The sequence below is a fragment of the Thermoleptolyngbya sichuanensis A183 genome, from assembly GCF_013177315.1.
GTDB classification, from domain to species: domain Bacteria; phylum Cyanobacteriota; class Cyanobacteriia; order Elainellales; family Elainellaceae; genus Thermoleptolyngbya; species Thermoleptolyngbya sichuanensis.
Genome location: NZ_CP053661.1, coordinates 4,934,222 through 4,960,221, shown reverse-complemented (window position 1 = coordinate 4,960,221; position 26,000 = coordinate 4,934,222). Strand labels below are relative to the sequence as shown.

Genomic DNA, 26,000 nt, shown 5'->3' with positions numbered 1-26,000 from the left:
GCAATCTAAAATCCCCAATCCCTACAGCCCCGCGCACCCCATCGCGCCCACATCAGCAACAATCCATATCAGCGACAAAAAGAGGGACGTGCGGTAGGCACATCCCCTCAGGGAGTCAAGATATATCTCCAGAGTATGTAACTCGATCCAGGGGTGTCCTCTGTCTCAGGAGGTAAATGTGGGGCGCAGCTTTTCAGGAGCCAGCTTTCTGAATCAGCTTTAGGACTTACGCAGTTGGACGATTTCTCGCGGGCTGTGTCCGCAAGAAATCGTCCAACACCCAGCACACTTGTCACCAGTGCATAAGTCCTACAGCTTTCTGAATCGAAAATAAGGGCTAGAGCCGGATGTGCTTTAGTCCACTACGGGGGTCAAACGTCCGGCTATCGCGGATTTTTTCGTAGTATTCGCGCTCAGCAGGGCTGAGATCCTTAGGAGGCACGATGACGATTTTCACCAACTGATCGCCACGCCCGCCTTTAGGATTCACCCAGCCCTTACCTCGCAGCCGCAGCGTTTGGCCGGAGCGGATTCCAGCGGGCACGTTCATGGTCACGAGACCGTCTGGCGTAGGCACGTCGATGGCGGTTCCCAGCACGGCTTCATCAGGGGCGATCGCCACTTCACACACCAGATTGTCCTCTTCAAATCGGAAAAACGGGTGGGGCTGGATGTCGATTTTGAGATACAAATCTCCTCGCTGACGGGTATAGGGATTCATCTGTCCTTTGCCCCGCACGCGAATCTTGCTGCCCGGTTTGGCCCCCGCCGGAATCCGCACCTCGATTTCTTCGCTGCCCAAAATTAGTCGTTTTTGCACACCCTTAAACGCCTCCGATAGGGTCATGCTGAGGTTGGCTTCCAAATCGCCGCCCGCGCTGGTCGGAGGTTCGCCAAACCCACCAAACCCCCCAAAGCCCCCCGGTGGAGTGCCCGGACGATAGCCATAGCTGCGATCGCCACCCGGAACGCCGCCCGCAAACCGGCCCAGCAGCTCATTGATAAAATCATCGAAGCTGCCGTATTGGCTAAAGTCAAATCCGCCAAAGTCGCCCGGAGCGCCGCCGCCAAAGCCTTCTGCCTGTTTCCAATATTGCCCAAACTGGTCATATTTGCGGCGCTTGTCTGGGTCAGACAGCACTTCGTAGGCTTCGTTGATTTCCTTAAAGCGAGCCTCGGCTGCCGCGTTGCCAGGATTCATGTCAGGGTGATATTGCCGCGCCAGTTTGCGGTAGGCCCGCTTGAGTTCGTCGGCGCTGGCGCTTTTGCTGATTCCAAGGATGGCGTAGTAGTCTTTGAAGTCCTGAGCAGCCATCGGGTCATCACCTACTCTGAATTGACTGAATTGACTGAATTGACTGAATTACTTGACTTGCTGAATTGCTTGAATCGCTTGAATGGCTCAGATTCCTCGAATCGATCAAGCTACTTGAGCCAATGGGTTAGGCATACCAACTGGGGGGTGGCGACAACGCCCCTATTCCAACCCTATCAAAGCTTCAAGAGAATTGGGGGTGTGGTTTCCCAAACCGAGCCGAATCCCAGGTTGTAGGGTCTGGACAAAAGGCTGGCGGCAGGTGAATCAAGGTATCGAAGCCGTCGCTGAGGCTGGGTGGGGCTGTGGAGAGGCGGCAATGCATCTGCTCGATGATGGGTTCAGGAACCTGGCGATCGCGCTTTCGGTTTCGCTCCAAACACAGGCTCAGCGGCACATCTAGCCATAGCCCCGTAATGTGTGAAAAGCCACAGCGCCGCCCCAGTTGCACGACCTCCCGCCGCTGCCGCCGTGCTGCATTGGTCGCGTCGTAGAGCGTATGAGAGATTTCGTGAGACGGGGTGCGCGTAAGCGGCTTTGCAGCGTCAGACCGTCGCTTCAGAACGATTTGATTTGGACGAACGCCCGTCACCGCTCGAAAAGCCTGCTCGACTTCCTGCCAGATCAGCGGCCAGGGGCCCTGCGTCGCCTCGTCGCCAAACAGTCGCCCCCGGATCGCGTCTGTAGACACTAGCCGACAGCCATAGTTATTGACTAAAACCTGCGCCAGCGTGGACTTTCCGCTTCCCGGCAGACCAATCAGAACAATCAGATGAAAAACCGTTGGCGTTGGGGCAGCAGTGCGTTGATCCACAGCAGCAGAGTCTTGCCCTCCAGAACCAAACCCTAAGGTCTGAATCCTCAGATCACGGTTCCATCTGGAATCGTTGCCCCCTTGAGAACCACCACGATTCCGTTGCGGATATAGAAGCCGTATTCTTCGCGGGCAGCTTCTTCGACGTGATCCTTGTTCAAAATTTTGACATCGCAGCCGATGCAGGCGTTCTTGTCGATAATTGCCCCGCGAATCGTGGTGTTCGCGCCGATGCCGAGGGGCACTTTGCCATCATCGCAACTGTTCGAGCGCTCGACCAGGGGCTGATAAAAGTCTGACCCCATGATCAGCGTGTCTTGCACTACGCAGCCCGACTCGATGCGCGTGCGGATGCCCAGAACAGAGTGATGCACCTGACAGTTTTTTAGAATGCAGCCCTCGCCGATCATCGACTCGGTAATGGTGCAGTCGAGCAGCTTGCTGGGCGGGAGCGATCGCCCGCGGGTATAGATGGGAGCCTTTTCGTCGTAGAAGCTAAAGGGCGGATGGGGCTGTTGCGTCAGCGCTAGGTTGGCATCGTAGAACGAGCGGATTGTCCCAATGTCTTCCCAGTAGCCGTTATACAAATAGGCCTGCAGGTTGTAGTCTTTGGCAGAGGAGGGAATGATTTCCTTGCCAAAGTCGGTCTGTTCGGGCGATCGCCGCAGCAGGTCAAACATCACCTGCTTTTCAAACACATAGATGCCCATCGACGCAATGTAAGGCTTGAGCTTTGCCTCTTCGGGGGTCAGCCCTAGCACAGTAGTATCCACCTGCATCTGCTTCAGGGCCTCGCCCTTGGGCTTCTCGTAAAAGTCAATGATGCGTCCATCCTCATTGATCTTCATCAGACCAAAATCTGAGGACCGCTCATTGTCCATCGGCAGCACCGAAATCGTAATGTCGGCCTTGGTTTCGCGGTGGCGCTCCACAAAATCGCTATAGTCCATGCGATAGAGGTGGTCGCCAGACAGGATTAGATACTGATCTACGTCGTAGTCCTGGAACATCCAGAGATATTGCCGCACCGCGTCAGCCGTGCCCTGAAACCAGTTGGGATTTTCGGGAGTTTGCTGTGCTGCCAGCACTTCCACAAATCCTTCGTGGAACCCCGAAAAGCTATAGGTACGGGAGATATGGCGATTGAGCGACGCTGAGTTGAACTGCGTCAGGACGAAGATCTTGTAAATGTCGGAATTGATGCAGTTGCTAACCGGAATATCAATCAAGCGATACTTGCCCGCCAGCGGCACGGCTGGCTTGGCTCTCAGCTTTGTGAGTGGATACAGGCGGGTGCCTGCACCGCCGCCCAGAATAATCGCTAATACCCTTTTCACAATGACCTCTTAACCGCCGTTTAACGCCTGTTTGATCCCCACGTTTAGTGTGATGCGACATGTGATCCTTTGCAAGGGGATCGGGGTAAAGAATCGAGACTTTTTTATCCTCCAAAAGGCGGATGTTTCTGGAAAAAAAGTGCTGAAGAAATATATTGATCTCCGAATCTGCTGAGAGAGTCACCGTGAGGTCTGCCCAGAGGGCCGCAGTGAGAGAACCTGGGTCAAATGACGGTTCTCAGCAGGAAGGGCAGGATCGCTTCATTCACCTTGTCGAACCAGTCGATTTGCGGATAGTGCCCCACGTCCGGCAGTTGGATCAGTTCTGCTTCAGGAGTGGCTTGCACAAATGCCTCGGCCAGGCTGAAAGGCAGCCAGCGATCGCGCATTCCCCAGCCCACCAAAACGGGCTTCGTCCAGGCTTGAAACCCCTGCTCAATCTCGGCAGTAGCCTGCGGCAGGCGCAGGTTTTGCACGGCGGCAAACAGGGCCCGACCCGCATCCGAGCTTTTCAAAAAGGGGCGGCGATATACATCCAGATCTTCGTCTTTCACCACATAGCCCCCGCCGCCTTCGAGCGTCCGATCCACCAGCAGCGGGTCTTGGGTGAACATTTCGCCCGCCAGCGGCAGCCCCAACTGCTGCATCTTCCAGGGAAGTTTGGCGCGGCTCGTCACCGGGGCATTCAGGATGACCAGCCGCTCGATCTGGTCGGGATGGCGCAGAGCATATTGCAGCCCCACAGAGCCGATGAATCCCTGCACAATCAGCGAGCAGCGATCGATCCCCAAGGTGGTCAGAAACGTTTCCAGTGCAGTGGCGTAGGCATCGGGCGTGTAGGCAAAGGTGCGGCGGTCGGGTTTTGCCGAGGAACCAAAACCAATCCAGTCGGGGGCGATCGCCCCAAACCCCCACTCCTCCAGCGCCAACATCACACCGCGCCAGCTATAGCCCGCAGCAGGCAGCCCGTGCAGCAGCACGACAGGCACTCGGTTGCTCGCTGTATCTCCTTCTACTGCTCGATAAAACCATTCGAGCTGCCCACAGGTCAGCGTTTTCTCCTGCACCGCCATGACGTTCTCCTTCGTTCCAGAACAGCAGGTGGGATGAGCTTACCGCTGCGGGGGATCAGAGGACAAGCGAAAGCCACAGGAGAAACAGGACAGACGCATCCTATGGCGACCGAAGCCCTGCTTTACCCGCCGGGAGCAGCGCTTGCTGGACTGCCTATTCTATATCGCTCATGTTGCTGAGATAGGCTTTGCGCTTGGGATTGGCGATTTCCGGCAGGCGAGTGCCTCAGGGCAGGATAGAACAACGGAATCACTTCTGCCTCTCTTCCCTCCTTGCGTCCTGAGTAGGCGTTTGCCCTGCTCTATCACCCATTAGCCTCTGGTCGTTTGCGAGAAGGATGTTAAACTGTAGACTGACGTAGCGCTAAAGGGTTGCAAGCCGTTGAAACTCCTTTCTGCTGGAAGTCGCCTCTGGCTTCTCTTCTGGTACTTGGGAATGAATCTACAGCGAATTCGGCTTTCCGATCCTGCATTATCCTGGGCAGACCGCTGCGAAGGGCCCAGTATGCGCTGATCGACCTGCAACTTTAGGTTTGTTTTTATCCATCTGCCTGGGGCCTCCTGAATTGGGGTCGGCTTCTTACAGAAGGTTGAGCAAACTGGGTCGATCTGCACTCCATATCAAAGTTTTTGAACGGCTAACCGCTGGATTTCGCAAAACGGGCGATCGCGCTGCTTCTTCCACGAGGCGCTCGATCACTTGCGGCAGTGCGACAGGGTCTCCGGCGATCTGCTCAGGCAACAGGGTCATCCTGTTCTGGAAGGCTTCTGCCTGCACTTCTGCCAGTGCCCCTGACGAGCTTGCAATCTGTTCGAGATTCCCTGTTTTGAGGAACCCTGAGGGGGTTCTCGCTGTCCTGCCGCGCCGATGAGGTCTTTGAGACAAAATATTTCACCCGCCCTGCGTAACCGCACCCCGTTCAACTCTCTCTTCTGAGCCGACTGGTTTTCGCCGACTGGTGTTCACAAGTTTTCTGCTCTAGTTCTACATCTGACTGCCTGACACATCTCTGGAAACCCCTGATTTCTCGTAGGGGACGCTGGCCCAAAAGCTCCTCTGACCAAGCCCTCCGGCTCCAACTCAGGAGCTATGGGCTTCGATCCCAAGACAACGAATTTTCTGGGCTTTCGGGACTTGTGTCAGGCAACCAGGTTCTACATTCACAATTCACGCCGGATCTTATTGGGAAAAAGCCATGACCAAACTGCTTAGTCGTCAAATTTCGCCTGCGCCGCTGTCTGCCAATATCGGCATCACTGACCTAATTGATACCTACTTCACGGCTTACAACTCAGCCCGTCTGCGCGAAGCCTGTCATCTGCTCAGCCGTGACATCATGCAACCGGGCGTGACGGTTGCCCTCAGCCTATCCGGTGCGCTCACACCTGCGGGGTTGGGGGTATCCGTCCTGTCGCCGCTGATGCGCCACGGGTTTGTAGATTGGATCATCAGCACGGGCGCAAATCTGTATCACGACTTGCACTACGGGCTGGGGATGGAGCTTTATGCCAGCAACCCCTTTGTAGACGACGTGAAGCTGCGCCAGGAAGGGCGAATTCGCATCTACGACATTGTGTTTGGCTATGACGTGCTGCTGGAAACGGATGCGTTTATCCGGGAACTGCTGCGCTCCGAGCCATTCCAAAAGCGCATGGGCACAGCAGAATTTCACCACCTGTTGGGCAAATACATCAACGCGATGGAAAAACAGCTTGGTGTGAAAAATCCCTGCCTGCTGTCTACGGCCTATGAGTGTGGCGTGCCGATCTACACCTCTTCTCCGGGCGATAGCTCCATCGGCATGAACGTCGCAGCCCTAGCGCTGGAAGGCTCGAAGCTGGTGATCGACCCATCGCAGGATGTGAACGAAACAGCGGCGATCGCCTATGCAGCCCGCAACTCTGGCATTCCTGATGTAGAAGGCAAGAGTGCTGCACTCATCCTCGGCGGCGGCAGTCCCAAAAACTTCCTGCTGCAAACCCAGCCCCAACTGCATGAGGTGCTGGGGCTAGAGGAGCGCGGGCATGATTACTTTGTGCAAATTACCGACGCTCGTCCCGACACGGGTGGACTTTCCGGCGCAACCCCCAGCGAAGCCGTGAGCTGGGGCAAGGTTGACCCAGAAGAATTGCCCAGTACCATTGTTTGCTATACCGACAGCACCATCGCTCTGCCGCTGATAGGAGCCTACGTGATCAACCAGTGCGAACCGCGTCCGCTGAAGCGCCTCTATGATCGCCGCGAGGAAATGCTGGCGACGCTGCAACGGGACTATCTGGCAGCCCGTGCGGAACGAACTGAGGAAAAGGTAGCCGCTGCCATTCCCAACGCTAAGCCTGTGCCCAAACCCGAACGGGAGCCTGTGGCCACCTATCCCTGCGGCACGCCCATCCGTCGCTAGGCGGGTTCAGGGCTGGCTGAAAAGGTATAGAAAAGGTTGGCTTTTCGGGCGTTTCGACCTCGAAAAGTCAACCTTCTTCTACGCATCACCCTTCCACGCAAAATCTAGGGCATGTTTTAGAACTCTTCGATTCCCCCTAGCCCCCCTTAAAAAGGGGGGAGCCGAACCACTCCGGAAGTCCCCCTTATTTCTAGCGAAGCGGCGCGTAAGCGCGGGGATTTAGGGGGATCGACTCAAGGCAATCAACGACCTAGAAAGTTTTAAGACACTGCCTAGTGGGTTGCGCTGCCTACAGGCTGATTTTCGGGATGGGGGGTGGAAAGCTGTCCCCCTGGCTCATGCTCGACTACGAACACATTGGAGTAAAGGTTAGCAATGATCTGTTGCCCCTGCTGCGTCAGTGAAAGATACTTCAGACCATCTTTCACATAGGGATAGACTCCGTTCCAATAGAACTTAGGATAGTTTGCCCGCAGGTCACCCGGATGGCGATAGCCCAGCGCCTTGTTCACGCCTGTTTCTTCAAATTCGTAGTAAAGTGCCCCAATTTTTTTGAGATAGCGGGGATCGCTCAACTGGCCAATTAAATCCGCAGCCCGCACCAGCCCTGGATAGTGTATCGTATCTTGGTGGTCGTCGTCGTGGGGCACCGGGAAGCGGGTCAGCTCGATGTTGCGCTTTACAATAGCGGAGTCGATCTTTTGGTTGCCGCCAAACCGCTCGTCGATGAAGAGCTTGGCACGATCGACGTGGTAGGGCGTTAGGGCTGCATCGGATGAGCCTGGTGGCAGGCTGATCATTTCGCCGTTTTGCCCGGTGGCATACCAGCCTTCGCGATCGCTCCGACAGACCCCTTTCACGTAGCCAATATCGTGGCACACCAGCGACACGATGAAATGCAGCCAGTCATCGGGTGAAACACCACCCTCGCGGATGTGTTTGCCACGCAGGATTTCCTGACCCACCAGCGTCACCAAGATTGTGTGTTCGACGTTGTGATAAAGTGCGTCGCTGTTGGCAATGTTCTCCAGCGCCATTGCCCCGACCCAGCCGATAATATCTTCATAGCCAGCATTGAGACCGCCATAGGTATGGTGATATCCCTCTTTGAGCTTGGTCACAAAATCAGAGATTAGGAGTTCAGTAGCGTTAAACATTGCGAATCGCTCACAGCGCTACAAGACAGCAGGAAGAAGGGCAACAGCGATAAAGACAACAGAACACTAAGTATTCGGAAAGTATTCGGACAGGAGGCAACCTAGAAACTGTTAGATTCAGAGTACCCACTTCTACGATATAGATACCGTAGCGTACCTAGCGGCAGATGGGGGGTGAGATGGAGCATCTGGGGCGATCGCCCGCATCACTGGCATTGTGATCTGAGATCACATCTTGCAGATGAGAGGTCGCACCCCTTAATCTGCGCCTGTTTCAATCCCTCCATTCCCCGATATTCAATAGCAGCAAGCAGAGATAGCATCAAGCGAAGATAGTAGCAAGCAAAGATATTGCTCCCGTTTCCATTGATCAACCCTTCATTCAAAATAGACGAATAGAGCGGGTTAAGGGAGTAAATATCAGCTGATTTTTAATTTTTTTAAAATGGGAAGAATTCCCTTGGAAAATAGCCGTAGTCCGCTCTATTTAATTTAAATCAGACTGAATTTGTGATGATTTGTTGCATGGGCGATCGCTCATTTTGATAGCACTCGTTCATATAAACTTATCCATAAACTACCTCCCCCATCGCACGATCAGTGTTCAGGATGCTATCCTAGAAGTCTCCAAAAATGCGGGTGTAGTTCAGTGGTAGAACGTCAGCTTCCCAAGCTGAATGTCGTGGGTTCGAGTCCCATCACCCGCTTTCAATCGCATCATCACATCTATATAGCCCATCCGATACTCTGCTGGGATGCGATAGATTAGGGGTTGGGCCACCCTTCAATATCCGTAGCTTCCGAGAACCTGTACCTTTGTTATGAATCAAACTGCCGAACAAGAGTTGCGTCCTGAGGCGATCGCGCTCCGCAATGAATACGCCGCTCTAGATGACAAGCTGTCCAATCGCTACATTGAGCTAGATCCCCAGGGCTATTTCATTATTTATGTGGATCGGGATGCCAAGCTGATTTGTGCAGACCATTTTTCTAACGTTATCAACGACAAAGGACTGGCCTGCGATCCCGAAACTGGGGAGCCGCTGCCTTGTAGCGGCTCTCTAAAGAGATTGCCCACGGCAACCTTTCGCGGGCGCACCGCCAAGGAACTCTGCATCGAAATTTTTGAAAAAGCGCAGCCTTGCCCCATCAGCCATCTTGACCACGCTGCCTATTTGGGGCGTGAATTTGTGCGGGCAGAGATAGCGCTGCTGTCCGGGCAGGACTATGTGCAAGATTAGTGCGAGATTAGCTGATCAGAGCGATTGATCCCAATCAATTGATCCCAATTGACTCTGGGAATCTGGGAATCCGGCAAGCTAACCTACCTGCTCCACCGCCAGCATCTTATCCAAGCTGTCGGGCTTGTAGGAATCGGGCGGATAGCGATCGAGGTGGCGATACAGCGTCTTGGTTCCAGAAATCCGACAGGAAAACAGTTCTACGGCTGCGTGTCCATCGGGATAGAGGCGCACCTTGGGCGACAGGTCTTTGGGGATCTCGGTTCGCCACTGCCAGTTATATTTGGCAGGGATGCCCTCGATGAGGTGGTGGTAGGCCCAGTTGCGGCGATCGCCCAACACGCCCAATTCCTGAAGCTCTCGTCGCAAGATCGATGCCAGCACAAACGAAGCCGCCGAGCGATCGCCCTCAATGGCTTCCATGACGTGGCCGAGCGCTCCTTCTGGCCGGGGAACTTGAGCAATGTTGTGTTTCTCTTTCACGGCCTTTTCAAGCTGGGCTGTGGTGCCAAATTCTTCTGGCACAGCCCACACCACCCCAACCCCACTGCCCTCTGCTGAGCGATACAGATAGCTCACCAGGCGAAACCCTGGCTTTAGCCACAGCCCCGGCATTTTGATCAGCGGGGCAGCAGGGTTTACCGTGCTGATAAACCACTGTTCTTGCAGAATCGGCGAAAGGGTTGTGACGATGGGCGTTCCCGAAGAAAATAGCCCGCTCAGGTCATCGATGGATTCCGGCTCTGGCAAGTCGTCTAGTGTTTCTACCACCTTTGCCTGCTGCTCGGCATCAGGCAACGCCAGGGTCGTCTGCATGTATCGCCTGATTTTGAGGAGCGTGGCTAGGGGGAATTTTTGAATCGACATGATCCAGGGGCACCATTCCAAAGAGAGCAGGGGTGACCTGTTAGGCGGCTGAAGCTGTACCTAGCCCATCATAATCAACCCAAATCGACATCTAACTCCGGGCAAATCGGTAGACGCAGGGATTCAGCGTAACCCGGATTGATAATCTCCGTAAAAACTAGCACCCTTAAACAGCCCTTGAACTTGGCTCCCCTCGTGGCAGCGCGATCGCCCTCTAGCCAATTCCAGAGGCTACCACCCCAGAGGGGCGACCGATGCCTGACTCGGCACAGCGACCGGAGCCTGAGCGGGTGCAGGATTAGAAACCATATTGGTCGGAGAAGCGTCTGGCTGGCTGGGCGCAGGTGGGGGAACGGGTGTTGTGTCTGGCGGCGTGACGGGCAAAACAGGGTTGGCTGGGTTTGCGACGCTTGTGGGAGCGGCAGCAGGGGTAGGGGCGATCGCCGCGTCTGGAGTGGGCTTTACCCAGACGACCGGACGTTGGCCAATGCCAATGCGGCCGGTTTCTTCCTGCATCACGCTGCGGGCTTGCCCTGCATCAAACTGGCGGGCAAAGGTTTCCTGGAGTCGATCCACGCGCTGCTCTAGTACCGTCACATCTGACTGGAGCTTGTTGAGTTTGTGCTGTTGGCTGATGTTTTGGGGCAGCAGCCGGACAATCGAGGCGATCGCCACCATCCCTACCACGACATTCACGGCTAGCCGAAGGCTGGCTTCAACCGCAACCGACTGATGGGGATTACGCCGCTGCCGGAGCCTGCGTCTTGGGCGGGGAGCCTGCTTGCGAACTGGCTCGATAGGGTAAAGCGGCGGGCGGGAGGGTTGAATCGCATTCATGCTAGCAGTTCATATAAAAAACGGGGCGATTTGACCGGTAGCCCGGAATCTACCCCAATATAATCGCTATGCGAAGCTCTGGCACCTCTCGCGCCGAAACTTAAGACCTAAATTTGGCAATTTAAATCTGGCGACCTAAATTTGGCAACCCAAACTTGGCGATCTAGGCGATCTATAATTAAGCCTGAAATCTGCTATTTAAGCCTGAAATCTGCAAGTCTGAGATCCCGGCAGGCTTGTGAGAGGTTTGAGTGAAACCTGAGAGGGCTGAGTCGCCGAGCAGCAGTGCCCAGCAGAGACTCAGCCCCCAACAGACTGATGACTTACTTATACAGCTCGGTCGAAAGCCGAAATGCCAGCACCGCAGGCAGCAGAGCAATCACCAGCGCTGTAAGAATTTGAGTATCTGACAAGGCCATTTTGTAACACTCCTAATAACAAACAACACGCCAATAAGCGTGCTACTGTCCATCACTTTCGGCTAAATCGGGAGCATCGGGAACATCTTGTCACACAGTTTAATAATCTGTGATGCCGTTTGCAGGGGTTGCCCAGGAGATTGGGGCGAGAGATTGGAGCGAGAGATTGGGGCGAGAAATTGGGGCGAGAGATTGGAGCGAGAAATTGGGGCGAGAGATTAGGGCGATCGCCCATTCACCGTCTTGCCCAGTCGTTCGCTGTTTCTGCATATAGCTTCAATGACATTGCCTCAGTGCATTGCCTCAGGACATTGCCTCAGTGCATTGCCTCAGTGCATTGCCTCACCTGATGAATAAGGTGGAAGCATGAACTGAATAAATTGGAAACATGAACGCTGCTGACTGTTTCCGTGCAGGGGCAAGCGAGTTGGCCTGTAGCAGGATGCATAACTAGGGTGCGTGATCCGGAGCGCCAGATCAAGGCAGCCTGTTTCTACCAAGCACACCATTGCTTAACATTTCGTCTTAATCGCTTGATGGAGCGTTCATAAAAAGCTTCACGAAGACTTTAAAAACATGGGCTACTTTCGGGCTTCTGCAAAGATTCCGTGAAGACGTTTCTGCTGAACCTTTGATCCATAAGCGCTTGCTATATATTCCTGCACGAAAGGGTTTTTACGTATTTATGCGGTCTTCTTCCAGCAGGGTTGTTACTTCAAAAAGGGTTACTACTAATGTCTCGCTATGCATCTCCAGATTCGCTCCAAGACTCACTTAGCTCCGTTTCAATAGCGCCCGCTCTGCACGTACAAACACCTGATCGCCTGCCCCACCCCTCTGTAAATCACTGGTTCAAGCGATCGCTCGATATTCTTGGCAGCCTAGTTGGGCTACTGGTCTTAGCAATTATCTTTGTGCCCGTGGCGATCGCCATCCGGCTCGATAGCCCCGGCCCCATCTTCTACAGTCAGCAGCGCTGTGGCCTATTAGGGCGCTGCTTCACGATTTACAAATTCCGCACGATGGTTCAAGGTGCCGATCGGATGCAGGAGCAGCCGGATAGTCTCTCCGATGCGGCAAAGGGAAAACCTTTTAACTTCAAGCGTGGCCGCGACCCGCGGATAACTCGCGTCGGCTGGTTTCTCAGAAAAACGAGCATCGACGAGTTTCCTCAGTTTCTCAACGTCCTCAAAGGCGAGATGAGCTTGGTAGGCACTCGCCCGCCCACTCTGGATGAGGTCGCCAACTATGCCGACCATCACTGGCTGCGACTGAATGTAAAGCCTGGGATTACGGGCGAGTGGCAGGTGAGCGGACGGTCGAGAATCGATGATTTTGAAGAAATTGTCAAGCTCGATTTGCGGTATCAGGCGCTCTGGCACCCGCTCTACGACCTGTCGCTGATTCTGAAAACCATCCGCGCCGTGCTATTTGGCGTGGGCGCAATGTAGGGCAGGGGCGATCGCCCGTTTGCCCGCGCCCTTTAGGGCCGATAGACTGGGAGCGTAAAGTGGAAGCAGCTTCCGGCTCCCAGTTCTGAATCGACCCAGATTTGCCCGTAGTGCGCCCGCACGATGCGCTGACAAACCGCCAGCCCAATCCCATAGCCGTCTTGCGTGGTATCTCGCTCCAGCCGATAGCTGTCTTCAAAGATGCGATCGCGATTTTCAGCCGGGATACCTGGCCCATCGTCGCAGATGCTCACCTGCACCTTTTGCGTTGTGCGATGCAAGGCCGAAACTTGGATATGACTGCCATTGGGCGTGTATTTCACGGCGTTGTCTAGCAGATTTACCAAAACTTGCCGCACCCGATCGGGGTCAGCATATACCGCAGGCAAATCGCTGGGGATATCTGTAGAAATACTCTGCGCCTTGATTTGCAGCTTGGTCTGAAAATCATCTACCAGACTGAGGCACAGCTTGCCCAGGTCAAACTTGCGAGGCTGCACGTTGAGCTTGCCGCCAGTGCTGTTGGCGGCGTGGAGCGTGTCTGTAATCAGACGGTCAATCGTCTTCGCCTGCGTGCGGGCATGTTTGATGAGCTGACTCATGGTTTCTGGGGTCAGCCGCGACTCGGCGTAGATTTCTCGCATACTGCTGCCCAGTTCCAGCGTTTCCAGCGCAATGGAAACCGCCGTGAGGGGATTTCGCAGGTCGTGGGCCAGCATTGCTATGAGTCGGTCTTTGAATCGAAGCTGTTCCTGTAGTTCCTCTTTTTCCTGATTCAGCCGAAAAATCTCATCCGACAGGCGAATTAGCTCAGCCGAATAGGTGACGGAATTGGGAACTGGCAGCGACTCTATCGCCATTGGCAAGGGCGACGTGGAACCGAGGCTGATCCGGTTTTCCTGGGCAGACTGTTTCCAGCGCGACCACCAGCTATCGATTTGGGCGATCAGGTTGCTGCCAGCCAAGGTTTGGCGAGGCTCTGGGTAAATTTTGATAATGGCCGGCGTGGCAATCAGGCGAAAATGCTCGGCTAGGTGCGGTTGCTCCCCCACATCTACCACTTGCAGGTCGAATGGATAGTCTGCCGCTAGCTCTTTGAGGCGACTGCGAATCTGCCGAATCTTTTCGACGGAGCTAGGGCGCTTGTCTACAAACAACAGCAGTTGCAGAGACGGTTCGGCGCGGTCGGGTGGAGTGGATAAGGCCTCCATATCGGCTACATCACAACGGATGGGATCGGGCGAGCAAACGGAACGTCGGTAGCGCTGTGTTTCAAGTAGGCTGGCTGGAGTTTGAGGAAGGCAGTCGTAAGCTGAGTGCAGGGTTAGAGTGACTTTGGGGGCGATCGCCAGGATAACCTTCTGGCACAGTTCACAGCTTAGGCATGACTAAGAATTGTCAGGGGAGGACACGCCATAAATGCAGCCCGCACGCCTTGTGCAATGCAGCATACACCAAATTACTAAATATTTTAACCTTTTGCAGGGCGGCTTAGGGATTGATTTTCAGCTAACTGTTCGCGCGAACTCTTGCGGGGCAGGACATTTCGAGGCTTTACTGGGTGAGGTTTCTTGAATGGCGACTTGATTTTTAGCTGGCACAGGTCATGGGAACAGAAATTGCAAATCGAGGATATTTGGCACTGCCGTCGGGCGGCTCTGGACCGGGGGTAGTGGTGCTGCAAGAGTGGTGGGGATTGGTTCCCCATATCAAAACGGTGACGGATCGCTTCGCCGAAGCGGGGTTTGTGGCGATCGCCCCCGATCTGTACGATGGCGAAACGACCACCTCACCCGATGAAGCGGGGCGGCTGTTTATGGCGCTAAACATTGAGCAAACGGCTCGTAAGCTCGAAGAAACCCTCCAATATTTGCAGGAGCATCCGGCAGTAACGGGCGATCGCTTGGGCGTGGTGGGCTTTTGCATGGGCGGCCAGTTGGCGCTGCTGGCGGCAACCCTGAGCCAGCGCGTGGGCGCAGTGGTCGATTTCTACGGCATCCATCCCAACGTGCAGCCCGATTTCTCGAAGCTGCGTGCGCCTGTGCTGGGCATTTTTGGGGAAAACGACGGGTTTGTGACTCCAGAGGCGGTGCGATCGCTAGAGGCAGCCATTCAACAGGCGGGTGGCTCCATCGAAACCCACACCTATACTGGAGCCGACCATGCCTTTTTCAACGACACCCGCCCGGAGGTCTATCAACCCGATGCCGCCGCTGATGCCTGGGATAAGACGCTGAGCTTTTTGCGGCGAGAACTGGCGACAGCCTAGCAGAGAGCAAGGGGTCGCCTGGAAAAGCACATTCAGGACTTACGCAGTTGGACGATTTCTCGCGGGCGCAGCCCGCGAGAAATCGTCCAAAACCCAGGAAACTTATCGTAAGTGCGTAGATCCTGACATTAAAAAGCACATTAAAAAGCCGAGTCCTCCAGAGCTGAGCCTGGGGCGCTCGGCTGTTTGATTGGTTCAGGGTGTGCCAAAAGACGGGCTAGGACACAGAGACGGCGATCGCCACGAGACCGCCCACCAGCACCAGTGCGCCGATGCCAGCAATGAGATAAATCGTCTGCTGCTTTTTGCTGGGTGGCTCAGCGGTATACATTTTCGGCTCAACTGCAAAGTTGTTCAGGCGACCGCCATCTTCTGTGGTGTAGCGCATACACTCAATCCTTTTTCCTAGATATTTGTTAATTTTAGCAACTAGTTATGTCCATACTCCCGGCATTCCTTTAGGGAAGTTTAAACATTGGATGGAGTTTAATAAGCCTAAAAGCGCCACACCTAAAAGCGCCACAAGAGATACCCTGCGGCGCTTTGACTAGAGTGTTGGACGGACGGGGTGGGGGAGATCGCCCGTTGCTAAACGTCTCCCACTTTGGGAAAAAACTACATTTCCGTCACCCGGATGGGCTGAGGAATCACCTTGGTCAGCACCGCGTAGAGAATCGCCGCCGCAATAATCCCATTTAGCGGGCCAATGCCGATGCCCGCAGTGCCCGTAAAGTAGGCAATGAGCGCAGCAGCAATATACGAAATCACGCCAGCCCAGTTGAACGCAGGCAGGGGAGTATCCAGCGAGGGAAACTGACCCCGGTGGCGCAGCCAAAAGTCGGTCATGATGATGCCCCCAATTGGCGGGATCAGCGTGCCCAACAGCAGCAGATAAGTAATCAGGTTTTCATAGATGCCCGTCAGCGCCAGCAGCAGCGCAAACAGTGCCCCGCCCAGCACAAAGGCATGGCGCTTGGTAGTGCGGAAAAAGTTGGTTCCCGCCACCGAGAAGGCATAGATGGTGTTGTCTTGGGTCGTCCACACGTTGAGGATCAGCAGAACCAGGCTACCCAGCAGCAGGCCTTGCTTGGCCATCGCCGCGATCAGGTCTTCGCTGCCATAGACCAGGGTGGTAAAGGCTCCCGTAAACACCAGCAGCCCGTTGATAAAGAAAAACGCCAGAAAGGTACTCCAGATGGCGTTTTTGGGCGTGTCGGCAAAGCGGCTCCAGTTGGTGGATTGGGTGCCGCCGGAGATAAAGGTAGACATCACCGTGGCGATCGCCACCCCAACCCCCATCTGCTGGGCGGGCTGTAAGCTGGCCAGGTCGCCTGCATCGCCAAATCCTCGAATCAGGCTAATCGCCATCAGGATCAGCATTGCGGGCACAGCGATACGGCTAAGCCAGTCCATCGCCGTATAGCCGATATAGGCAGTGACGCAAAAAGCGAAGGTAAAGAACACTGTCAGGAAGACCTTCATTCCGTCTGACAGTCCAAACTGCTTCGTGAGCGCATCGGCGATAAAGGCGTTGGTCACGGCATACCAGCCGATTTGCGTAAAGCCCAGCACAAAATCGACCCAGCGAGAGCCGATATTGCCAAAGCTGAAGCGCGACATGAGAACGGTCGTCAGCCCGCTCCGCTGGGCGATGTAGCCCATTGCAGCGCAGTAGGTTCCCAAAAGTAGGTTGCCAATTAGCACAATAGCCAGCATGGTGGAAAAGGGAAATGCTGAGCCAACTAGCCCACCGGCAAACAGCGTGGTAGAGGTGAGCGCAAACCCCATTAGCAGCGGGGCCAGCGACCAAATGGGCTTGCGGGCCTCGAAGGGCACCGCCGAAAGCGGATAGTCTTCCCCGGCCTGACTGCGATCCACGTATTGTGAATCTGACGAAATACTCATACGACTTCAATTCCTCCCCGCGTAGACTCTATATTTATAAAGCTTTTATGGCGGTATTCTCGGTTCTGTGTTCAGGAAGAGAGGTATTGTAGGTTACAAATTCACTTCCAAGGCGATCGCACTCATGATTCCTAGCGACATCACGACGCTTTTGATGACCCTGTTTGGCCCTGCGGTGCAGGCTGCCGAGCCAGAATCCTGGCAAGTCGAGATCGGCAACTTGCGCCTGCTGGTGCTGCTTTCGGAAGACCAGAGCTGGCTGCGATCGCTCGTTTCGATTGATTCGGCGCAGGCGGCTGCCCCCTATCTTGCCCAACTTCTGGAGGCAAATTTCGATGAAACCCAGGAAGTGCGCTATGCCCTCTATCAGGGCGTGCTGTGGGGGGTCTATCAACATGCCCTGGCCAGCCTGACGGTGGAAGATTTTCGAGTGGCGATCGCCCGTCTGGTGTCTCTGCAAGAGCGCGGGCTAACCCCCAGCTTCGACCGTTTGGCCGAAGCCCAAATTCGCCAGATCATTCGCGCTGCCAAGCAGCAAGGGCAGTCGATGGAGACCACGCTGCAAACCCTAGAACGCTTCTATGCTGAGGGCATGATGGGCAGCCTGGAGGCGGGGGCTGCCGAGCGTGACCAAACGCTGGGCGCGTGGCGCTATCAGCTAGAGCGGCTGTGGGACGAAGAATAGCGGAAAGCACCTGGGGCAATGAGTGCCAGCATGGGTCGTAATGTGTCGTATTGTTAAGGAGTAATCACTGACGCAACCGTGACTCACACCAGAGGCGCAACCAACGATGGGACAGCTTGAACGCCTGCTGCTGATGGCAGAAGATGAACTGACGCAATACAGCACCGATGCCCGCAAGATGGAAAAGCTGCGGCAGAAGATTGCCCTGTCGGTGTCGCGGGCTGAGCAGCAGCAGATTAAGGAAACCTTGCTGGCAGAAATGCCTACGGGCGGCCTTGCCAAGCTTGTGGAAACTCAGCGTCAGGCCGTGGCGCTGCCGCTGTGGGGCATTGCAGGGCTGGGCCTGCTGTTGGGCATTTCGTTTATGCAGCCTGTCGATTTTTTGGCGACGATTGTTGGCGGGGCGGGGGCGATCGCCGTTCAAAAGTGGGGCTGGTCGCTGCAAGCTAAGCGCCTGCTGATCAACACGCTGGAAGAGTTGGAGCAACGGATGAAAGGCGGTTAAGGGGGCTAGGGCAGGGAGATCTGCTGGAGCTTGGATTTTAGAGTTGGCAAAGGGGGCGATCGCATCGGGAATTGCCCCAGATGCTGCTGTAGTTAACCACACTGACGAAACCGCTTTCGTGAATAAGGTACTGGAAAGACTGGTCTAGTGAGTAGCCAAGTGTGGCCGCTCTCCTGCTCGGTTGCTCGGTTGTTGGCTGCCAAACTGGCCGCGTCAGTCAGGGATCGCATCATACCCTGCCAGAGTGGAGTGAACGCTGTTCTGGCAGGCTCGACTGACGAACCCAATTGTTTTTATAAAAACTTGACCCAAACGCCGCGCCGCTGCTCGGTGACAGAGCCACGCAACGATTCTCGGACTTACGCAGTTGGACAATTTCTCGCGGGCGCAGCCCACGAGAAATTGTCCAAAATCCAGAAAGCTTATTGCAAGCGCGTCAGTCCTGGATTTTTGAAACTGGAATCGAGCCTGAGCCGAGTCCAGTCCTCAGAGCCTCGTGGAGGCGGCAGGAATCGATGAATAGTTTGTGCCACCCGGAGCCACCAAAGCTCTGGTGAAGCCAGTGTTTATCGCTCCTGCTAGCCCCTCGCGTCAGCGTTGTAAAGCAATTCTCCGCATCGGACGAACGCGCAAAGGGTCTTTATTCTCCCTGGTGGAGAGGAGAAATGACCATGCAAAATTCAGCGTCATCGGAACGCTATCCCCAGCTTTTCGCAGGTTTAGTGGCCCTCTCGCTGGCCCTGGTGGGCAGCACGTTTATCGGCGCAACGGCCCTGCGCGACGTGAAATCCAGCAATGATGTGATGGTGGTGACGGGGTCTGCCAAGCGGCCTATCCGCTCCGACTACATCATCTGGCGACTGTCCGTATCCAGCCAGCAGCCAACGGCTCAGGCTGCCTATCAGGATTTGAAGCGACAGACTGAGCGAGTGCAGGCTTATCTGCGCGAAAACCAGGTGCCTGCCGAAGCAGTCACCCTCAGCGCGATTGAATCTTACTCGATTCCGGAGGTTGCACCCAACGGACGCGAGACTGGGCAAACCCTGGCCTATCGGCTGACGCAGCGGTTTGAGGTGCGCTCGACGGAGGTCGATCAATACACCACGCTGTCGCAGCAATCGACCGATTTGATCAACGAGGGGATTAATCTGGTGTCGGAGTCGCCGCAGTATCTTTATACCGAGCTGAGCAAGCTGCGGATTGAGATGGTGGCCGAGGCGACCAAGGATGCCAAGGCCCGAGCAGAGGCGATCGCCCAGAGCGCAGGCAACCGCGTTGGCGCAGTCCGCAGTGCCGAAACGGGCGTGTTTCAAATCACCTCGCGCAACTCCACCGAGGTCAGCGACTACGGCATGTATGACACGTCCTCAATTGAGAAGGACATTACAGCCGTGGTTTCGGTGACCTTTGGGATTGAGTAGGTCGGCGTGTGAATCCAGGGGTTGGGCTAATCAGGGGCATCTGCCAGCGCCCGGAGGATAGCAAAAACGATGCGCGTCCCCAGGTCGAGGTCATGGCGATCGCGGTTGGCCAGTGCCACTACCGTCGTTGGCTGCCCCTGCACATTCGACAGGTAAAACGCGCCCGTGACGTAGCCAGGCCCTGCGCCATTGTGCCCTGCGACCTTGCCGTAGGGCGACTCCAACCCCAGACACAGCCCTAAGCCATAGCCAATTTTGCCGATCTGGGGATGCTCGAAATCGAACACCTGGATCGGCTCTAGCATTTCGCAAACGCGCTCTGGCTCCAGCAGCCTGCCTGCAAACAGCGCGTCCATGATTTTGCCCAGCTCGGCAGCGGTGGAGATCACGACCCCATGCGACACCCAGCCGGGATGATAGAGCAGCGCGACGTTTTGCAATTCGTCTCCAGTGTCGTCCCCAGTCAAGAACTGGCTGTAGCCGGGGGTTAATCCATGCGCTTGTTCCAGCGTTTCGGGAACGAAGGTGTGTCGCAGCCCTAGCGGGCGAAAAATCCACTCGTGCAGGTATTGCGGCATTGAAAGCCCTGTTTCCTGGGTCAAGATCAGCCGCAGCAGCATGTAGCCAATATTGGAATAGGCCCAGCCTGCGCCAGGTGAAAAAAGCTGTCCCTGGTCTTGCGCTACCCGGAGAAACGTCTCCGTCGTCCAGGCCTGCTGGGGATGCGCCTGCAAATCTTGCACATAGGCGCTGCCATCGCCATAGCCAGGGATGCCGCCTGTGTGGCTCAGCAGTTGCCGCAAGGTCACGGGAGATTCAACGGTGTAGGGGATTTGGGCGAACTGCGGCGCTAGCGATGTGTCCAGATCCAGCCGCCCCGCCTGCACCAGATTCATTGCCACCGTCGCCAGCAGCGGTTTAGTAATACTGTAAATATAGAAGCGGGCATCGCTGGGCAGGGGAATTTGCTGCTGGAGGTCGGCATAGCCTACGCCCGTTGCCAGAAGGATTTCGCCGTTGCGGAGGAGGGCGATCGCCGCTCCCGGTGTCTCTGCCTCTTGCAGTTCCCTCTCGACCGTTGCTCTGACCCGTGCTTCAAGGTTTTGATGGGTCATTCCATACCCCCCGTCCTCACTGTGCCTGCCCCCCTTGAACCTCCCTTGAACCTCCCTTGAACCTCCCAACCTCTGCAATGCTAACTTCTACCGACTTTCGCGGACTGCTGGGCGATCGCTTCTACAAAAACTTCTTCCCCATTCCCGCTACCAATCAGTTTGTCACGGGTAGCCTCGCGCCGCCGTTTGAGCTGCTGGATGTGAAGAGCGATCGCAAGGTGCGCCTGTCGGACTATACGGGCAACCGCAAGCTCAATGAACAGGCGTGGAACCGCCCGGTGCTGCTCTATTTCACACGGATTTTTACGGAAAGGCAGTATTGCCCGCTCTGCTATCCGCATATTCTGGAGATGAACGAGAAGTACGAGGCGTTCACCCAGCGCGGCGCAGAGGTGCTGATGATCACCAGCACGGACGAGCGACAGAGCAAAATCGTGCTGCAAGACTTGGGGCTAAAAATGCCGCTGCTGAGCGATCCTGAATGTCGCGTGTTTCGCCGCTACCAAACCGGGCAGGCATTAGGCGCACCACTCCCCGCTCAGTTTTGGGTTGACCCCGCCGGAAAAATCCGCTTCCGTCACCTGTTCTCGTTTTTGGAGCCAAACGCCAGCGTCGAGCGACTGCTGGTGGCGCTGGAGCGGCTGAAGGAGCCGGAATCCTAGACGACTTTTGGCAGACAGCGCTCTAGATGAACTTGCTAGAAGCTTTTCAGATGCTTGGACTAGCAATCTAAAATCGCCAATCTAACTAAAATCGCCAATCTAAAATCTAGAATCCAGAATTAATCTACCTCCCTCGTGACCCTTAAAACCCTTGCCACATGTCCACTCCCGCAGTTCCGCTCTCGATTGGCGACTCGGCTCTTTGGGCCGCCCTCCCTTCAACTGCCCATCCGCAGCACTACGGCGATTATCTGAATGGCGATCGCACGGTGCTGTTTTTCTACGGTGCTGTTTTTCTTGGGTAGCGCCAGTAGCCCAGAGACTTCGGCAGCGCTAATGGAATTTGTGTCCCTACAAGCCCAGTTGCAGGCGCTGGGGGTATCGGTTTTGGGGGTGAGCATTGATCCACAAGACCAGGCTCTGGGTGAACTGGTTGGGCGATCGCCCCATCTTAATCTTCTGTGGGATTTTGACGGACAACTCAGCACTCTCTACGGCGTGCGCCAGATTGATAGCAACGGCAGCATTGTCTACGATCCCACGACCTTTGTACTGGATGAGAACTTGCGGATTGTTGCTATTATCCCGCTCGATCGCCAGGGGAGTCATGCAGCAAGAGTGATGGAGCAGTTGTCGCAATTGCCGCCGCTCTCGCCGCCAACTCTGGTGACGGGACAGGCTCTGGTGCTGCTGGTTCCTCGCGTCCTAGAGCCAGCGTTTTGTCAATTGCTGATGGATCGCTACGAGTCAGAGGGCAGCGTCGATTCTGGCTTTATGCAGCAGATTGGCGATCAGACGGTGGAAGTGCTGAACCCGTCCATCAAGCGACGGCGGGATCTGCGAATTACTGGCCCTAGCCTGATTGGGCAAATTAATCAGCGCATCTGGCGGCGGATTGTCCCAGAAATTGAGAAGGCATTCTATTACCGTGTGACCAATTTCGAGCGCTATCTGGTGGGCTGCTACGATGACCAAACGCAAGGTTTTTTCAAGCCGCACCGCGACAATACAACCGCGACAATACAAATGTCGGTTCTTTGCATCGTCGCTTTGCCATGACGTTAAATAAATCTTAACGAGGGCTATGAAGGGGGATATCTCAGGTTTCCAGAATATGGCTCTCAGCTTTATCGCCCGGCCCCCGGCGAAGCAGTCATCTTTTCCTGCTTGCTGCTGCATGAAGCAACGCCCGTGACGCAGGGACGACGATTTACGCTGCTGGCATTTTTCTACAACCAGCACGATGCCAAGCTGCGGGAAGCCAACAAGCAGCATGTCGTTTTGCGATCGCCCGCTGTTGCCCCCTCCCCAGCAGCACCCACCGCTGACAAGCCAAGTGGGTTTGGGGCGGCTAATCCGCGAAAAAAACGCTAGCGTCTACACACATCTGAGTAGATGGATATCAGTAAACATAAAACCCAAAGCCCCTGCGCTTTTTCACAGAGTCTTTGAGGTTTCATAAATTCATAGCGTTCTTCCGCAGAGTTGCTACCGCCCAGATTGCGGCATTGACAGTGACCTAAGCCACGGGCTGCGGCTGCGGCTGGAACTGGAACAGCGAGTAGACCACGTTCCGGCGGATGTCGGTCATCATATTTAGGAATAGCTCGTAGCCTTCGCTCTTGTATTCGATCAGCGGGTCTTTTTGACCATAGCCGCGCAGGCCGATGGCTTCGCGCAGGGCTTCCATCTGTTGCAGGTGTTCGCGCCAGAGCGTGTCGATCTGCTGGAGGATGAAGAAGCGCTCGGCCTGGCGCATCAGCCCTGGAGAGGCGGCATCGACCTGGCCTTCTTTAATGTCGTAGGCGATGCGAGCCTGTTCGTGCAGGAAGGTCTTGATTTCCCCCGCAGAGAGGTCTTCAAGCTGGCTCGGCTCCAAGTCCGCCAATAGGTAGACGAACTCTTTGACTTTGGCCACGACCTTATCTAGCTCCCATTCTTCCGGCGGCAGTTCGGGGTTGATGTAGGCATCCACGATGTCGTCCATCGTCAGTTCGGCATACTTAATCACCTGCTCCTTCAGGTCTTGCCCTTCTAGCACGCGGCGGCGCTCGGCGTAGATGGCGCGGCGCTGATTGTTCATCACCTCGTCATATTCAAAAACCTGCTTGCGGATGTCGTAGTAGTAGGTTTCGACTTTCTTCTGTGCGCCTTCGAGCGATCGCGTCAACATGCCCGACTCGATGGGCATGTCCTCTTCCACGCGGAACATATTCATTAGACCTGCGACGCGCTCTCCGCCAAAGATCCGCAGCAGGTTGTCTTCCAGGCTGAGGAAAAACTTGGTGGAACCGGGGTCGCCCTGCCGACCCGCACGGCCACGAAGCTGGTTGTCAATCCGGCGCGACTCGTGGCGCTCTGTGCCAATGACGTGCAGCCCGCCGAGCTTCACCACCTCGTCATGCTCGGCAGACGTGTGGGCTTCGTACTCGCGCTTCACCAGGTTATAGGCTTCGCGCAGTTTCAGGATGACCGGATCGCTGCTGGGCGCTTTTTCCGATGCAGTCGCTAGCTTGTCTTCGGCCTCTAGCTCAGAGAGCGATCGCTCGCCATACTGCTGCACTGCAAAGTCCACCGCTTCTTTAAGCAGCCGCTCAGCTTCCTTGGAAATCGGCACCGGGAACAGATCCGCCGCCACCTTCCAGGTTTTCTGCTTTTTGCCAGGGGCAAAGCCCTGTCCACCCGATCGACCGCCGCCTGCCCCGGCTCCACTGATGGCAAAGGCGGCCTCATCTTCTGGCTGCACAATGCGCGGCATCAGGTATTCCCGCACCTTGAGCCGTGCCATATAGTCGGCATTGCCCCCCAGAATGATGTCCGTACCGCGTCCTGCCATGTTAGTGGCGATCGTCACCGTGCCTTTGCGACCGGCCTGGGCGATAATTTCCGACTCGCGCTCTACGTTTTCGGGTTTCGCATTCAGCAGGTTGTGGGGCACACTTAGCTGCGACAGATAGCTCGACAGTAGCTCCGATTTTTCCACGCTGGTCGTCCCCACTAGCACCGGGCGACCCATCTGGTGCATCTCGGCGCATTCCTGCGCCACGGCTCGCCATTTGGCGTTTTCGTTTTTGTACACCACGTCCGACAGGTCAACCCGACCCGTGGGGCGATTGGTGGGCACGACTGTCACTTCTAGCTTGTAGATTTTCTCAAACTCGGCCTCTTCGGTCTTTGCCGTGCCCGTCATGCCTGCCAGCTTGGGGTAGAGCAAGAAGAAGTTCTGGTAGGTAATCGTTGCCAGGGTTTGGGTTTCTGGCTGAATTTCCACACCCTCCTTGGCTTCGATCGCTTGGTGCAAGCCATCGCTCCAGCGGCGGCCCGGCATCACCCGTCCGGTAAATTCGTCCACAATCACAATTTCACCATTGCGAACGATGTAGTTCACGTCGCGAATAAAGAGTTCGTAGGACTTCAGCGCCCCAAAGATAAAGTGCGCCCAGGGATCTTTGGGGTCGAACAAGTCCTTCACGCCGAGGCGCTGTTCTACCACCTCAAAGCCCTCGTCGCTCAGCAGCACGTTGCGCTGCTTTTCGTCTACTTCGTAATAGCGATCGAGTTCTTCCTTGAGCCGATCGAGTTCGCGGTTAAGCTGGTTGGCTTCGGCTTTGTTGCCTTCTTGCAGAGCAGCGGCGATCGCCTCCTCCACTTTCTCGATTTGCCGCTTCACGCCCTGACGAACTTGCCACAGCTCCCGCGCCACCTCCGACGCGCGGGTATATTTCTCGTTGGGGCGATCCACTTGCCCCGAAATAATCAGCGGTGTCCGCGCTTCGTCAATCAGCACCGAATCCACTTCGTCGATGATGCAGAAGTTAAACGGGCGCTGCACCACCTCCTGCATCGACGTGGCCATGTTGTCGCGCAAATAGTCAAACCCCAGTTCGCTGTTGGTGCCGTAGGTAATGTCGCAGTCGTAGTTGCGCTTGCGCTCGATCGGGTTCATCCCCGACTGGATCAGCCCGACTGACAGCCCCAAGAAGCGATGCACCTGCCCCATCCACTCCGCGTCCCGGCGGGCTAGGTAGTCGTTTACCGTAATCACATGCACGCCCTTGCCCGACAGCGCGTTGAGATAGGCAGGCGAGGTAGCCACGAGGGTCTTTCCTTCGCCCGTCTTCATCTCGGCAATCTGTCCATCATGCAGCACCATGCCGCCGAGGAGCTGCACGTCAAAGTGGCGCATTCCCAGCACCCGCTTGCCCGCTTCCCGCACCACTGCAAACGCCTCTGGCAGCAGGTCGTCCAGGCTTTCTCCTTTTTCAATTCGCTGCTTAAACTCCGCCGTCTTGCCCCGCAGCTCATCATCCGACAGCGCCTCCATTTCTGGCTCTAGCAGCTTAATTTCTGCTAGATCAGGCTGATATTTCTTGAGCTTACGGGCGTTGGGGTCTCCCAGCAGGGCTTTCAGCATGGTGTCAATGGGCGATAGTGAAGAAACTTAGGGTTCTAAGGCCTAACGTTCATTGTAGCGAACTAGGGAATGAGCGAGATGTTTGGACGACTGCCCCCTGCCGTGCGGGGT

General features: G+C 55.6%; 26 protein-coding genes and 1 tRNA gene. 12 read left to right on the top strand and 15 right to left on the bottom strand.

The annotated features are described in order from the left end of the window. Window positions 1-337 precede the first annotated feature (337 nt). The 5 genes from HPC62_RS20515 to HPC62_RS20495 all read right to left on the bottom strand — a co-directional run bounded on the left by HPC62_RS20515 (window position 338) and on the right by HPC62_RS20495 (window position 5,290). Window positions 338-1,315 carry a DnaJ C-terminal domain-containing protein gene (locus HPC62_RS20515; RefSeq protein WP_172358295.1) on the bottom strand — a complete coding sequence of 326 codons (978 nt, stop codon included), beginning with the start codon at window positions 1,313-1,315 and terminating at the stop codon, window positions 338-340. Between the two features lie 184 nt (window positions 1,316-1,499). Beyond that, a complete protein-coding gene (locus HPC62_RS20510) occupies window positions 1,500-2,129 on the bottom strand; it encodes an AAA family ATPase (protein ID WP_172358294.1) in 630 nt (209 codons plus the stop codon). 47 nt (window positions 2,130-2,176) lie between these two features. After that, window positions 2,177-3,466 (bottom strand): glucose-1-phosphate adenylyltransferase, encoded by a 1,290-nt coding sequence (locus HPC62_RS20505; protein ID WP_172358293.1) that lies wholly within the window; start codon window positions 3,464-3,466, stop codon window positions 2,177-2,179. Between the two features lie 224 nt (window positions 3,467-3,690). Further along, on the bottom strand, window positions 3,691-4,539 hold the full coding sequence (locus HPC62_RS20500; RefSeq protein ID WP_172358292.1) for an alpha/beta fold hydrolase: 849 nt from the start codon (window positions 4,537-4,539) through the stop codon (window positions 3,691-3,693). 580 nt (window positions 4,540-5,119) lie between these two features. Next, complete coding sequence (locus HPC62_RS20495) at window positions 5,120-5,290, bottom strand: hypothetical protein (protein WP_172358291.1); 171 nt, start codon at window positions 5,288-5,290, stop codon at window positions 5,120-5,122. A gap of 445 nt (window positions 5,291-5,735) precedes the next feature. On the opposite strand from HPC62_RS20495, the gene HPC62_RS20490 reads away from it, so the two are divergent. Then, window positions 5,736-6,941: a homospermidine biosynthesis protein gene (locus tag HPC62_RS20490; protein ID WP_172358290.1), complete on the top strand. Its 1,206-nt coding sequence runs from the start codon at window positions 5,736-5,738 to the stop codon at window positions 6,939-6,941. Window positions 6,942-7,213: 272 nt separating this feature from the next. Here the strand turns inward: HPC62_RS20490 and HPC62_RS20485 are convergent, their stop codons facing one another. Next, a complete protein-coding gene (locus tag HPC62_RS20485; protein ID WP_172358289.1) occupies window positions 7,214-8,098 on the bottom strand; it encodes an Npun_R2479 family HD domain-containing metalloprotein in 885 nt (294 codons plus the stop codon). 635 nt (window positions 8,099-8,733) lie between these two features. Between HPC62_RS20485 and HPC62_RS20480 the strand changes: the two genes are divergently transcribed. Continuing rightward, window positions 8,734-8,805 (top strand) — tRNA-Gly (locus HPC62_RS20480). A gap of 114 nt (window positions 8,806-8,919) precedes the next feature. After that, a complete protein-coding gene (locus HPC62_RS20475) occupies window positions 8,920-9,339 on the top strand; it encodes a DUF4346 domain-containing protein (RefSeq protein WP_172358288.1) in 420 nt (139 codons plus the stop codon). Window positions 9,340-9,417: 78 nt separating this feature from the next. On the opposite strand, the gene HPC62_RS20470 is transcribed toward HPC62_RS20475, so the two are convergent. The 4 genes from HPC62_RS20470 to HPC62_RS20455 all read right to left on the bottom strand — a co-directional run bounded on the left by HPC62_RS20470 (window position 9,418) and on the right by HPC62_RS20455 (window position 11,732). Next, complete coding sequence (locus HPC62_RS20470) at window positions 9,418-10,155, bottom strand: hypothetical protein (RefSeq protein ID WP_172358287.1); 738 nt, start codon at window positions 10,153-10,155, stop codon at window positions 9,418-9,420. Window positions 10,156-10,437: 282 nt separating this feature from the next. Further along, window positions 10,438-11,043, bottom strand: coding sequence for a slr1601 family putative cell division protein (locus tag HPC62_RS20465; protein WP_172358286.1), 606 nt, complete (start codon window positions 11,041-11,043; stop codon window positions 10,438-10,440). A gap of 323 nt (window positions 11,044-11,366) precedes the next feature. Beyond that, the gene (psaM, locus tag HPC62_RS20460; protein ID WP_172358285.1) at window positions 11,367-11,462 is read right to left on the bottom strand and encodes a photosystem I reaction center subunit XII; all 96 of its coding nucleotides are present in this window, start codon (window positions 11,460-11,462) and stop codon (window positions 11,367-11,369) included. A 99-nt stretch (window positions 11,463-11,561) separates the two neighbouring features. Next, complete coding sequence (locus HPC62_RS20455; protein ID WP_172358284.1) at window positions 11,562-11,732, bottom strand: hypothetical protein; 171 nt, start codon at window positions 11,730-11,732, stop codon at window positions 11,562-11,564. Between the two features lie 464 nt (window positions 11,733-12,196). On the opposite strand from HPC62_RS20455, the gene HPC62_RS20450 reads away from it, so the two are divergent. Beyond that, window positions 12,197-12,913, top strand: coding sequence for a sugar transferase (locus HPC62_RS20450; protein WP_172358283.1), 717 nt, complete (start codon window positions 12,197-12,199; stop codon window positions 12,911-12,913). A 32-nt stretch (window positions 12,914-12,945) separates the two neighbouring features. Here the strand turns inward: HPC62_RS20450 and HPC62_RS20445 are convergent, their stop codons facing one another. Further along, window positions 12,946-14,124 (bottom strand): histidine kinase, encoded by a 1,179-nt coding sequence (locus tag HPC62_RS20445; protein ID WP_172358282.1) that lies wholly within the window; start codon window positions 14,122-14,124, stop codon window positions 12,946-12,948. 395 nt (window positions 14,125-14,519) lie between these two features. Here HPC62_RS20445 and HPC62_RS20440 point away from each other — a divergent pair, with 395 nt between their 5' ends. Further along, on the top strand, window positions 14,520-15,182 hold the full coding sequence (locus tag HPC62_RS20440; protein ID WP_172358281.1) for a dienelactone hydrolase family protein: 663 nt from the start codon (window positions 14,520-14,522) through the stop codon (window positions 15,180-15,182). Window positions 15,183-15,399: 217 nt separating this feature from the next. Here HPC62_RS20440 and psb34 read toward each other — a convergent pair whose 3' ends face one another. Together psb34 and codB are read right to left on the bottom strand one after the other, a co-directional pair. Further along, a complete protein-coding gene (gene psb34 / locus HPC62_RS20435; RefSeq protein WP_172358280.1) occupies window positions 15,400-15,570 on the bottom strand; it encodes a photosystem II assembly protein Psb34 in 171 nt (56 codons plus the stop codon). Window positions 15,571-15,797: 227 nt separating this feature from the next. Further along, complete coding sequence (gene codB, locus HPC62_RS20430; protein ID WP_172358279.1) at window positions 15,798-17,087, bottom strand: cytosine permease; 1,290 nt, start codon at window positions 17,085-17,087, stop codon at window positions 15,798-15,800. A 124-nt stretch (window positions 17,088-17,211) separates the two neighbouring features. Between codB and HPC62_RS20425 the strand changes: the two genes are divergently transcribed. The 3 genes from HPC62_RS20425 (at window position 17,212) to HPC62_RS20415 (ending at window position 19,698) form a co-directional block, all read left to right on the top strand. Further along, on the top strand, window positions 17,212-17,772 hold the full coding sequence (locus tag HPC62_RS20425; protein WP_172358278.1) for a hypothetical protein: 561 nt from the start codon (window positions 17,212-17,214) through the stop codon (window positions 17,770-17,772). A gap of 106 nt (window positions 17,773-17,878) precedes the next feature. Next, window positions 17,879-18,277, top strand: coding sequence for a hypothetical protein (locus tag HPC62_RS20420; RefSeq protein ID WP_172358277.1), 399 nt, complete (start codon window positions 17,879-17,881; stop codon window positions 18,275-18,277). A gap of 671 nt (window positions 18,278-18,948) precedes the next feature. Then, complete coding sequence (locus tag HPC62_RS20415) at window positions 18,949-19,698, top strand: SIMPL domain-containing protein (protein ID WP_172358276.1); 750 nt, start codon at window positions 18,949-18,951, stop codon at window positions 19,696-19,698. A 26-nt stretch (window positions 19,699-19,724) separates the two neighbouring features. Here the strand turns inward: HPC62_RS20415 and HPC62_RS20410 are convergent, their stop codons facing one another. Continuing rightward, window positions 19,725-20,813, bottom strand: a complete 1,089-nt coding sequence (locus HPC62_RS20410; RefSeq protein WP_172358275.1) for a serine hydrolase domain-containing protein — start codon at window positions 20,811-20,813, stop codon at window positions 19,725-19,727. A 77-nt stretch (window positions 20,814-20,890) separates the two neighbouring features. Between HPC62_RS20410 and HPC62_RS20405 the strand changes: the two genes are divergently transcribed. The 4 genes from HPC62_RS20405 (at window position 20,891) to HPC62_RS20390 (ending at window position 22,849) form a co-directional block, all read left to right on the top strand. After that, entirely contained in the window at window positions 20,891-21,475 is a 585-nt protein-coding gene (locus HPC62_RS20405; RefSeq protein WP_172358274.1) for a peroxiredoxin family protein, read from the top strand. A 158-nt stretch (window positions 21,476-21,633) separates the two neighbouring features. Next, window positions 21,634-21,780 carry a hypothetical protein gene (locus tag HPC62_RS20400; protein ID WP_172358273.1) on the top strand — a complete coding sequence of 49 codons (147 nt, stop codon included), beginning with the start codon at window positions 21,634-21,636 and terminating at the stop codon, window positions 21,778-21,780. 31 nt (window positions 21,781-21,811) lie between these two features. Further along, window positions 21,812-22,534 carry a peroxiredoxin family protein gene (locus HPC62_RS20395; RefSeq protein ID WP_267313418.1) on the top strand — a complete coding sequence of 241 codons (723 nt, stop codon included), beginning with the start codon at window positions 21,812-21,814 and terminating at the stop codon, window positions 22,532-22,534. A 6-nt stretch (window positions 22,535-22,540) separates the two neighbouring features. Further along, window positions 22,541-22,849, top strand: a complete 309-nt coding sequence (locus tag HPC62_RS20390) for a 2OG-Fe(II) oxygenase (protein WP_172359085.1) — start codon at window positions 22,541-22,543, stop codon at window positions 22,847-22,849. 145 nt (window positions 22,850-22,994) lie between these two features. On the opposite strand, the gene secA is transcribed toward HPC62_RS20390, so the two are convergent. Beyond that, entirely contained in the window at window positions 22,995-25,889 is a 2,895-nt protein-coding gene (secA, locus tag HPC62_RS20385; protein WP_172358271.1) for a preprotein translocase subunit SecA, read from the bottom strand. Between the last annotated feature and the right edge of the window lie 111 nt (window positions 25,890-26,000).

What these genes read in the sequence shown, in the direction of transcription:
- psb34 (WP_172358280.1), bottom strand. Translation starts at nt 15,570, where the DNA reads ATGCGCTACACCACAGAAGATGGCGGTCGCCTGAACAACTTTGCAGTT.
- HPC62_RS20490 (WP_172358290.1), top strand. Translation starts at nt 5,736, where the DNA reads ATGACCAAACTGCTTAGTCGTCAAATTTCGCCTGCGCCGCTGTCTGCC.
- HPC62_RS20450 (WP_172358283.1), top strand. Translation starts at nt 12,197, where the DNA reads ATGTCTCGCTATGCATCTCCAGATTCGCTCCAAGACTCACTTAGCTCC.
- HPC62_RS20495 (WP_172358291.1), bottom strand. Translation starts at nt 5,290, where the DNA reads ATGACCCTGTTGCCTGAGCAGATCGCCGGAGACCCTGTCGCACTGCCG.
- HPC62_RS20415 (WP_172358276.1), top strand. Translation starts at nt 18,949, where the DNA reads ATGCAAAATTCAGCGTCATCGGAACGCTATCCCCAGCTTTTCGCAGGT.
- HPC62_RS20395 (WP_267313418.1), top strand. Translation starts at nt 21,812, where the DNA reads ATGGAATTTGTGTCCCTACAAGCCCAGTTGCAGGCGCTGGGGGTATCG.
- HPC62_RS20440 (WP_172358281.1), top strand. Translation starts at nt 14,520, where the DNA reads ATGGGAACAGAAATTGCAAATCGAGGATATTTGGCACTGCCGTCGGGC.
- HPC62_RS20465 (WP_172358286.1), bottom strand. Translation starts at nt 11,043, where the DNA reads ATGAATGCGATTCAACCCTCCCGCCCGCCGCTTTACCCTATCGAGCCA.
- HPC62_RS20400 (WP_172358273.1), top strand. Translation starts at nt 21,634, where the DNA reads ATGTCCACTCCCGCAGTTCCGCTCTCGATTGGCGACTCGGCTCTTTGG.
- HPC62_RS20455 (WP_172358284.1), bottom strand. Translation starts at nt 11,732, where the DNA reads ATGCAGAAACAGCGAACGACTGGGCAAGACGGTGAATGGGCGATCGCC.
- HPC62_RS20405 (WP_172358274.1), top strand. Translation starts at nt 20,891, where the DNA reads ATGCTAACTTCTACCGACTTTCGCGGACTGCTGGGCGATCGCTTCTAC.
- HPC62_RS20445 (WP_172358282.1), bottom strand. Translation starts at nt 14,124, where the DNA reads ATGGAGGCCTTATCCACTCCACCCGACCGCGCCGAACCGTCTCTGCAA.
- secA (WP_172358271.1), bottom strand. Translation starts at nt 25,889, where the DNA reads ATGCTGAAAGCCCTGCTGGGAGACCCCAACGCCCGTAAGCTCAAGAAA.
- HPC62_RS20470 (WP_172358287.1), bottom strand. Translation starts at nt 10,155, where the DNA reads ATGCAGACGACCCTGGCGTTGCCTGATGCCGAGCAGCAGGCAAAGGTG.
- codB (WP_172358279.1), bottom strand. Translation starts at nt 17,087, where the DNA reads ATGAGTATTTCGTCAGATTCACAATACGTGGATCGCAGTCAGGCCGGG.
- HPC62_RS20410 (WP_172358275.1), bottom strand. Translation starts at nt 20,813, where the DNA reads ATGACCCATCAAAACCTTGAAGCACGGGTCAGAGCAACGGTCGAGAGG.
- HPC62_RS20475 (WP_172358288.1), top strand. Translation starts at nt 8,920, where the DNA reads ATGAATCAAACTGCCGAACAAGAGTTGCGTCCTGAGGCGATCGCGCTC.
- HPC62_RS20425 (WP_172358278.1), top strand. Translation starts at nt 17,212, where the DNA reads ATGATTCCTAGCGACATCACGACGCTTTTGATGACCCTGTTTGGCCCT.
- HPC62_RS20500 (WP_172358292.1), bottom strand. Translation starts at nt 4,539, where the DNA reads ATGGCGGTGCAGGAGAAAACGCTGACCTGTGGGCAGCTCGAATGGTTT.
- HPC62_RS20420 (WP_172358277.1), top strand. Translation starts at nt 17,879, where the DNA reads ATGGGACAGCTTGAACGCCTGCTGCTGATGGCAGAAGATGAACTGACG.
- psaM (WP_172358285.1), bottom strand. Translation starts at nt 11,462, where the DNA reads ATGGCCTTGTCAGATACTCAAATTCTTACAGCGCTGGTGATTGCTCTG.
- HPC62_RS20515 (WP_172358295.1), bottom strand. Translation starts at nt 1,315, where the DNA reads ATGGCTGCTCAGGACTTCAAAGACTACTACGCCATCCTTGGAATCAGC.
- HPC62_RS20485 (WP_172358289.1), bottom strand. Translation starts at nt 8,098, where the DNA reads ATGTTTAACGCTACTGAACTCCTAATCTCTGATTTTGTGACCAAGCTC.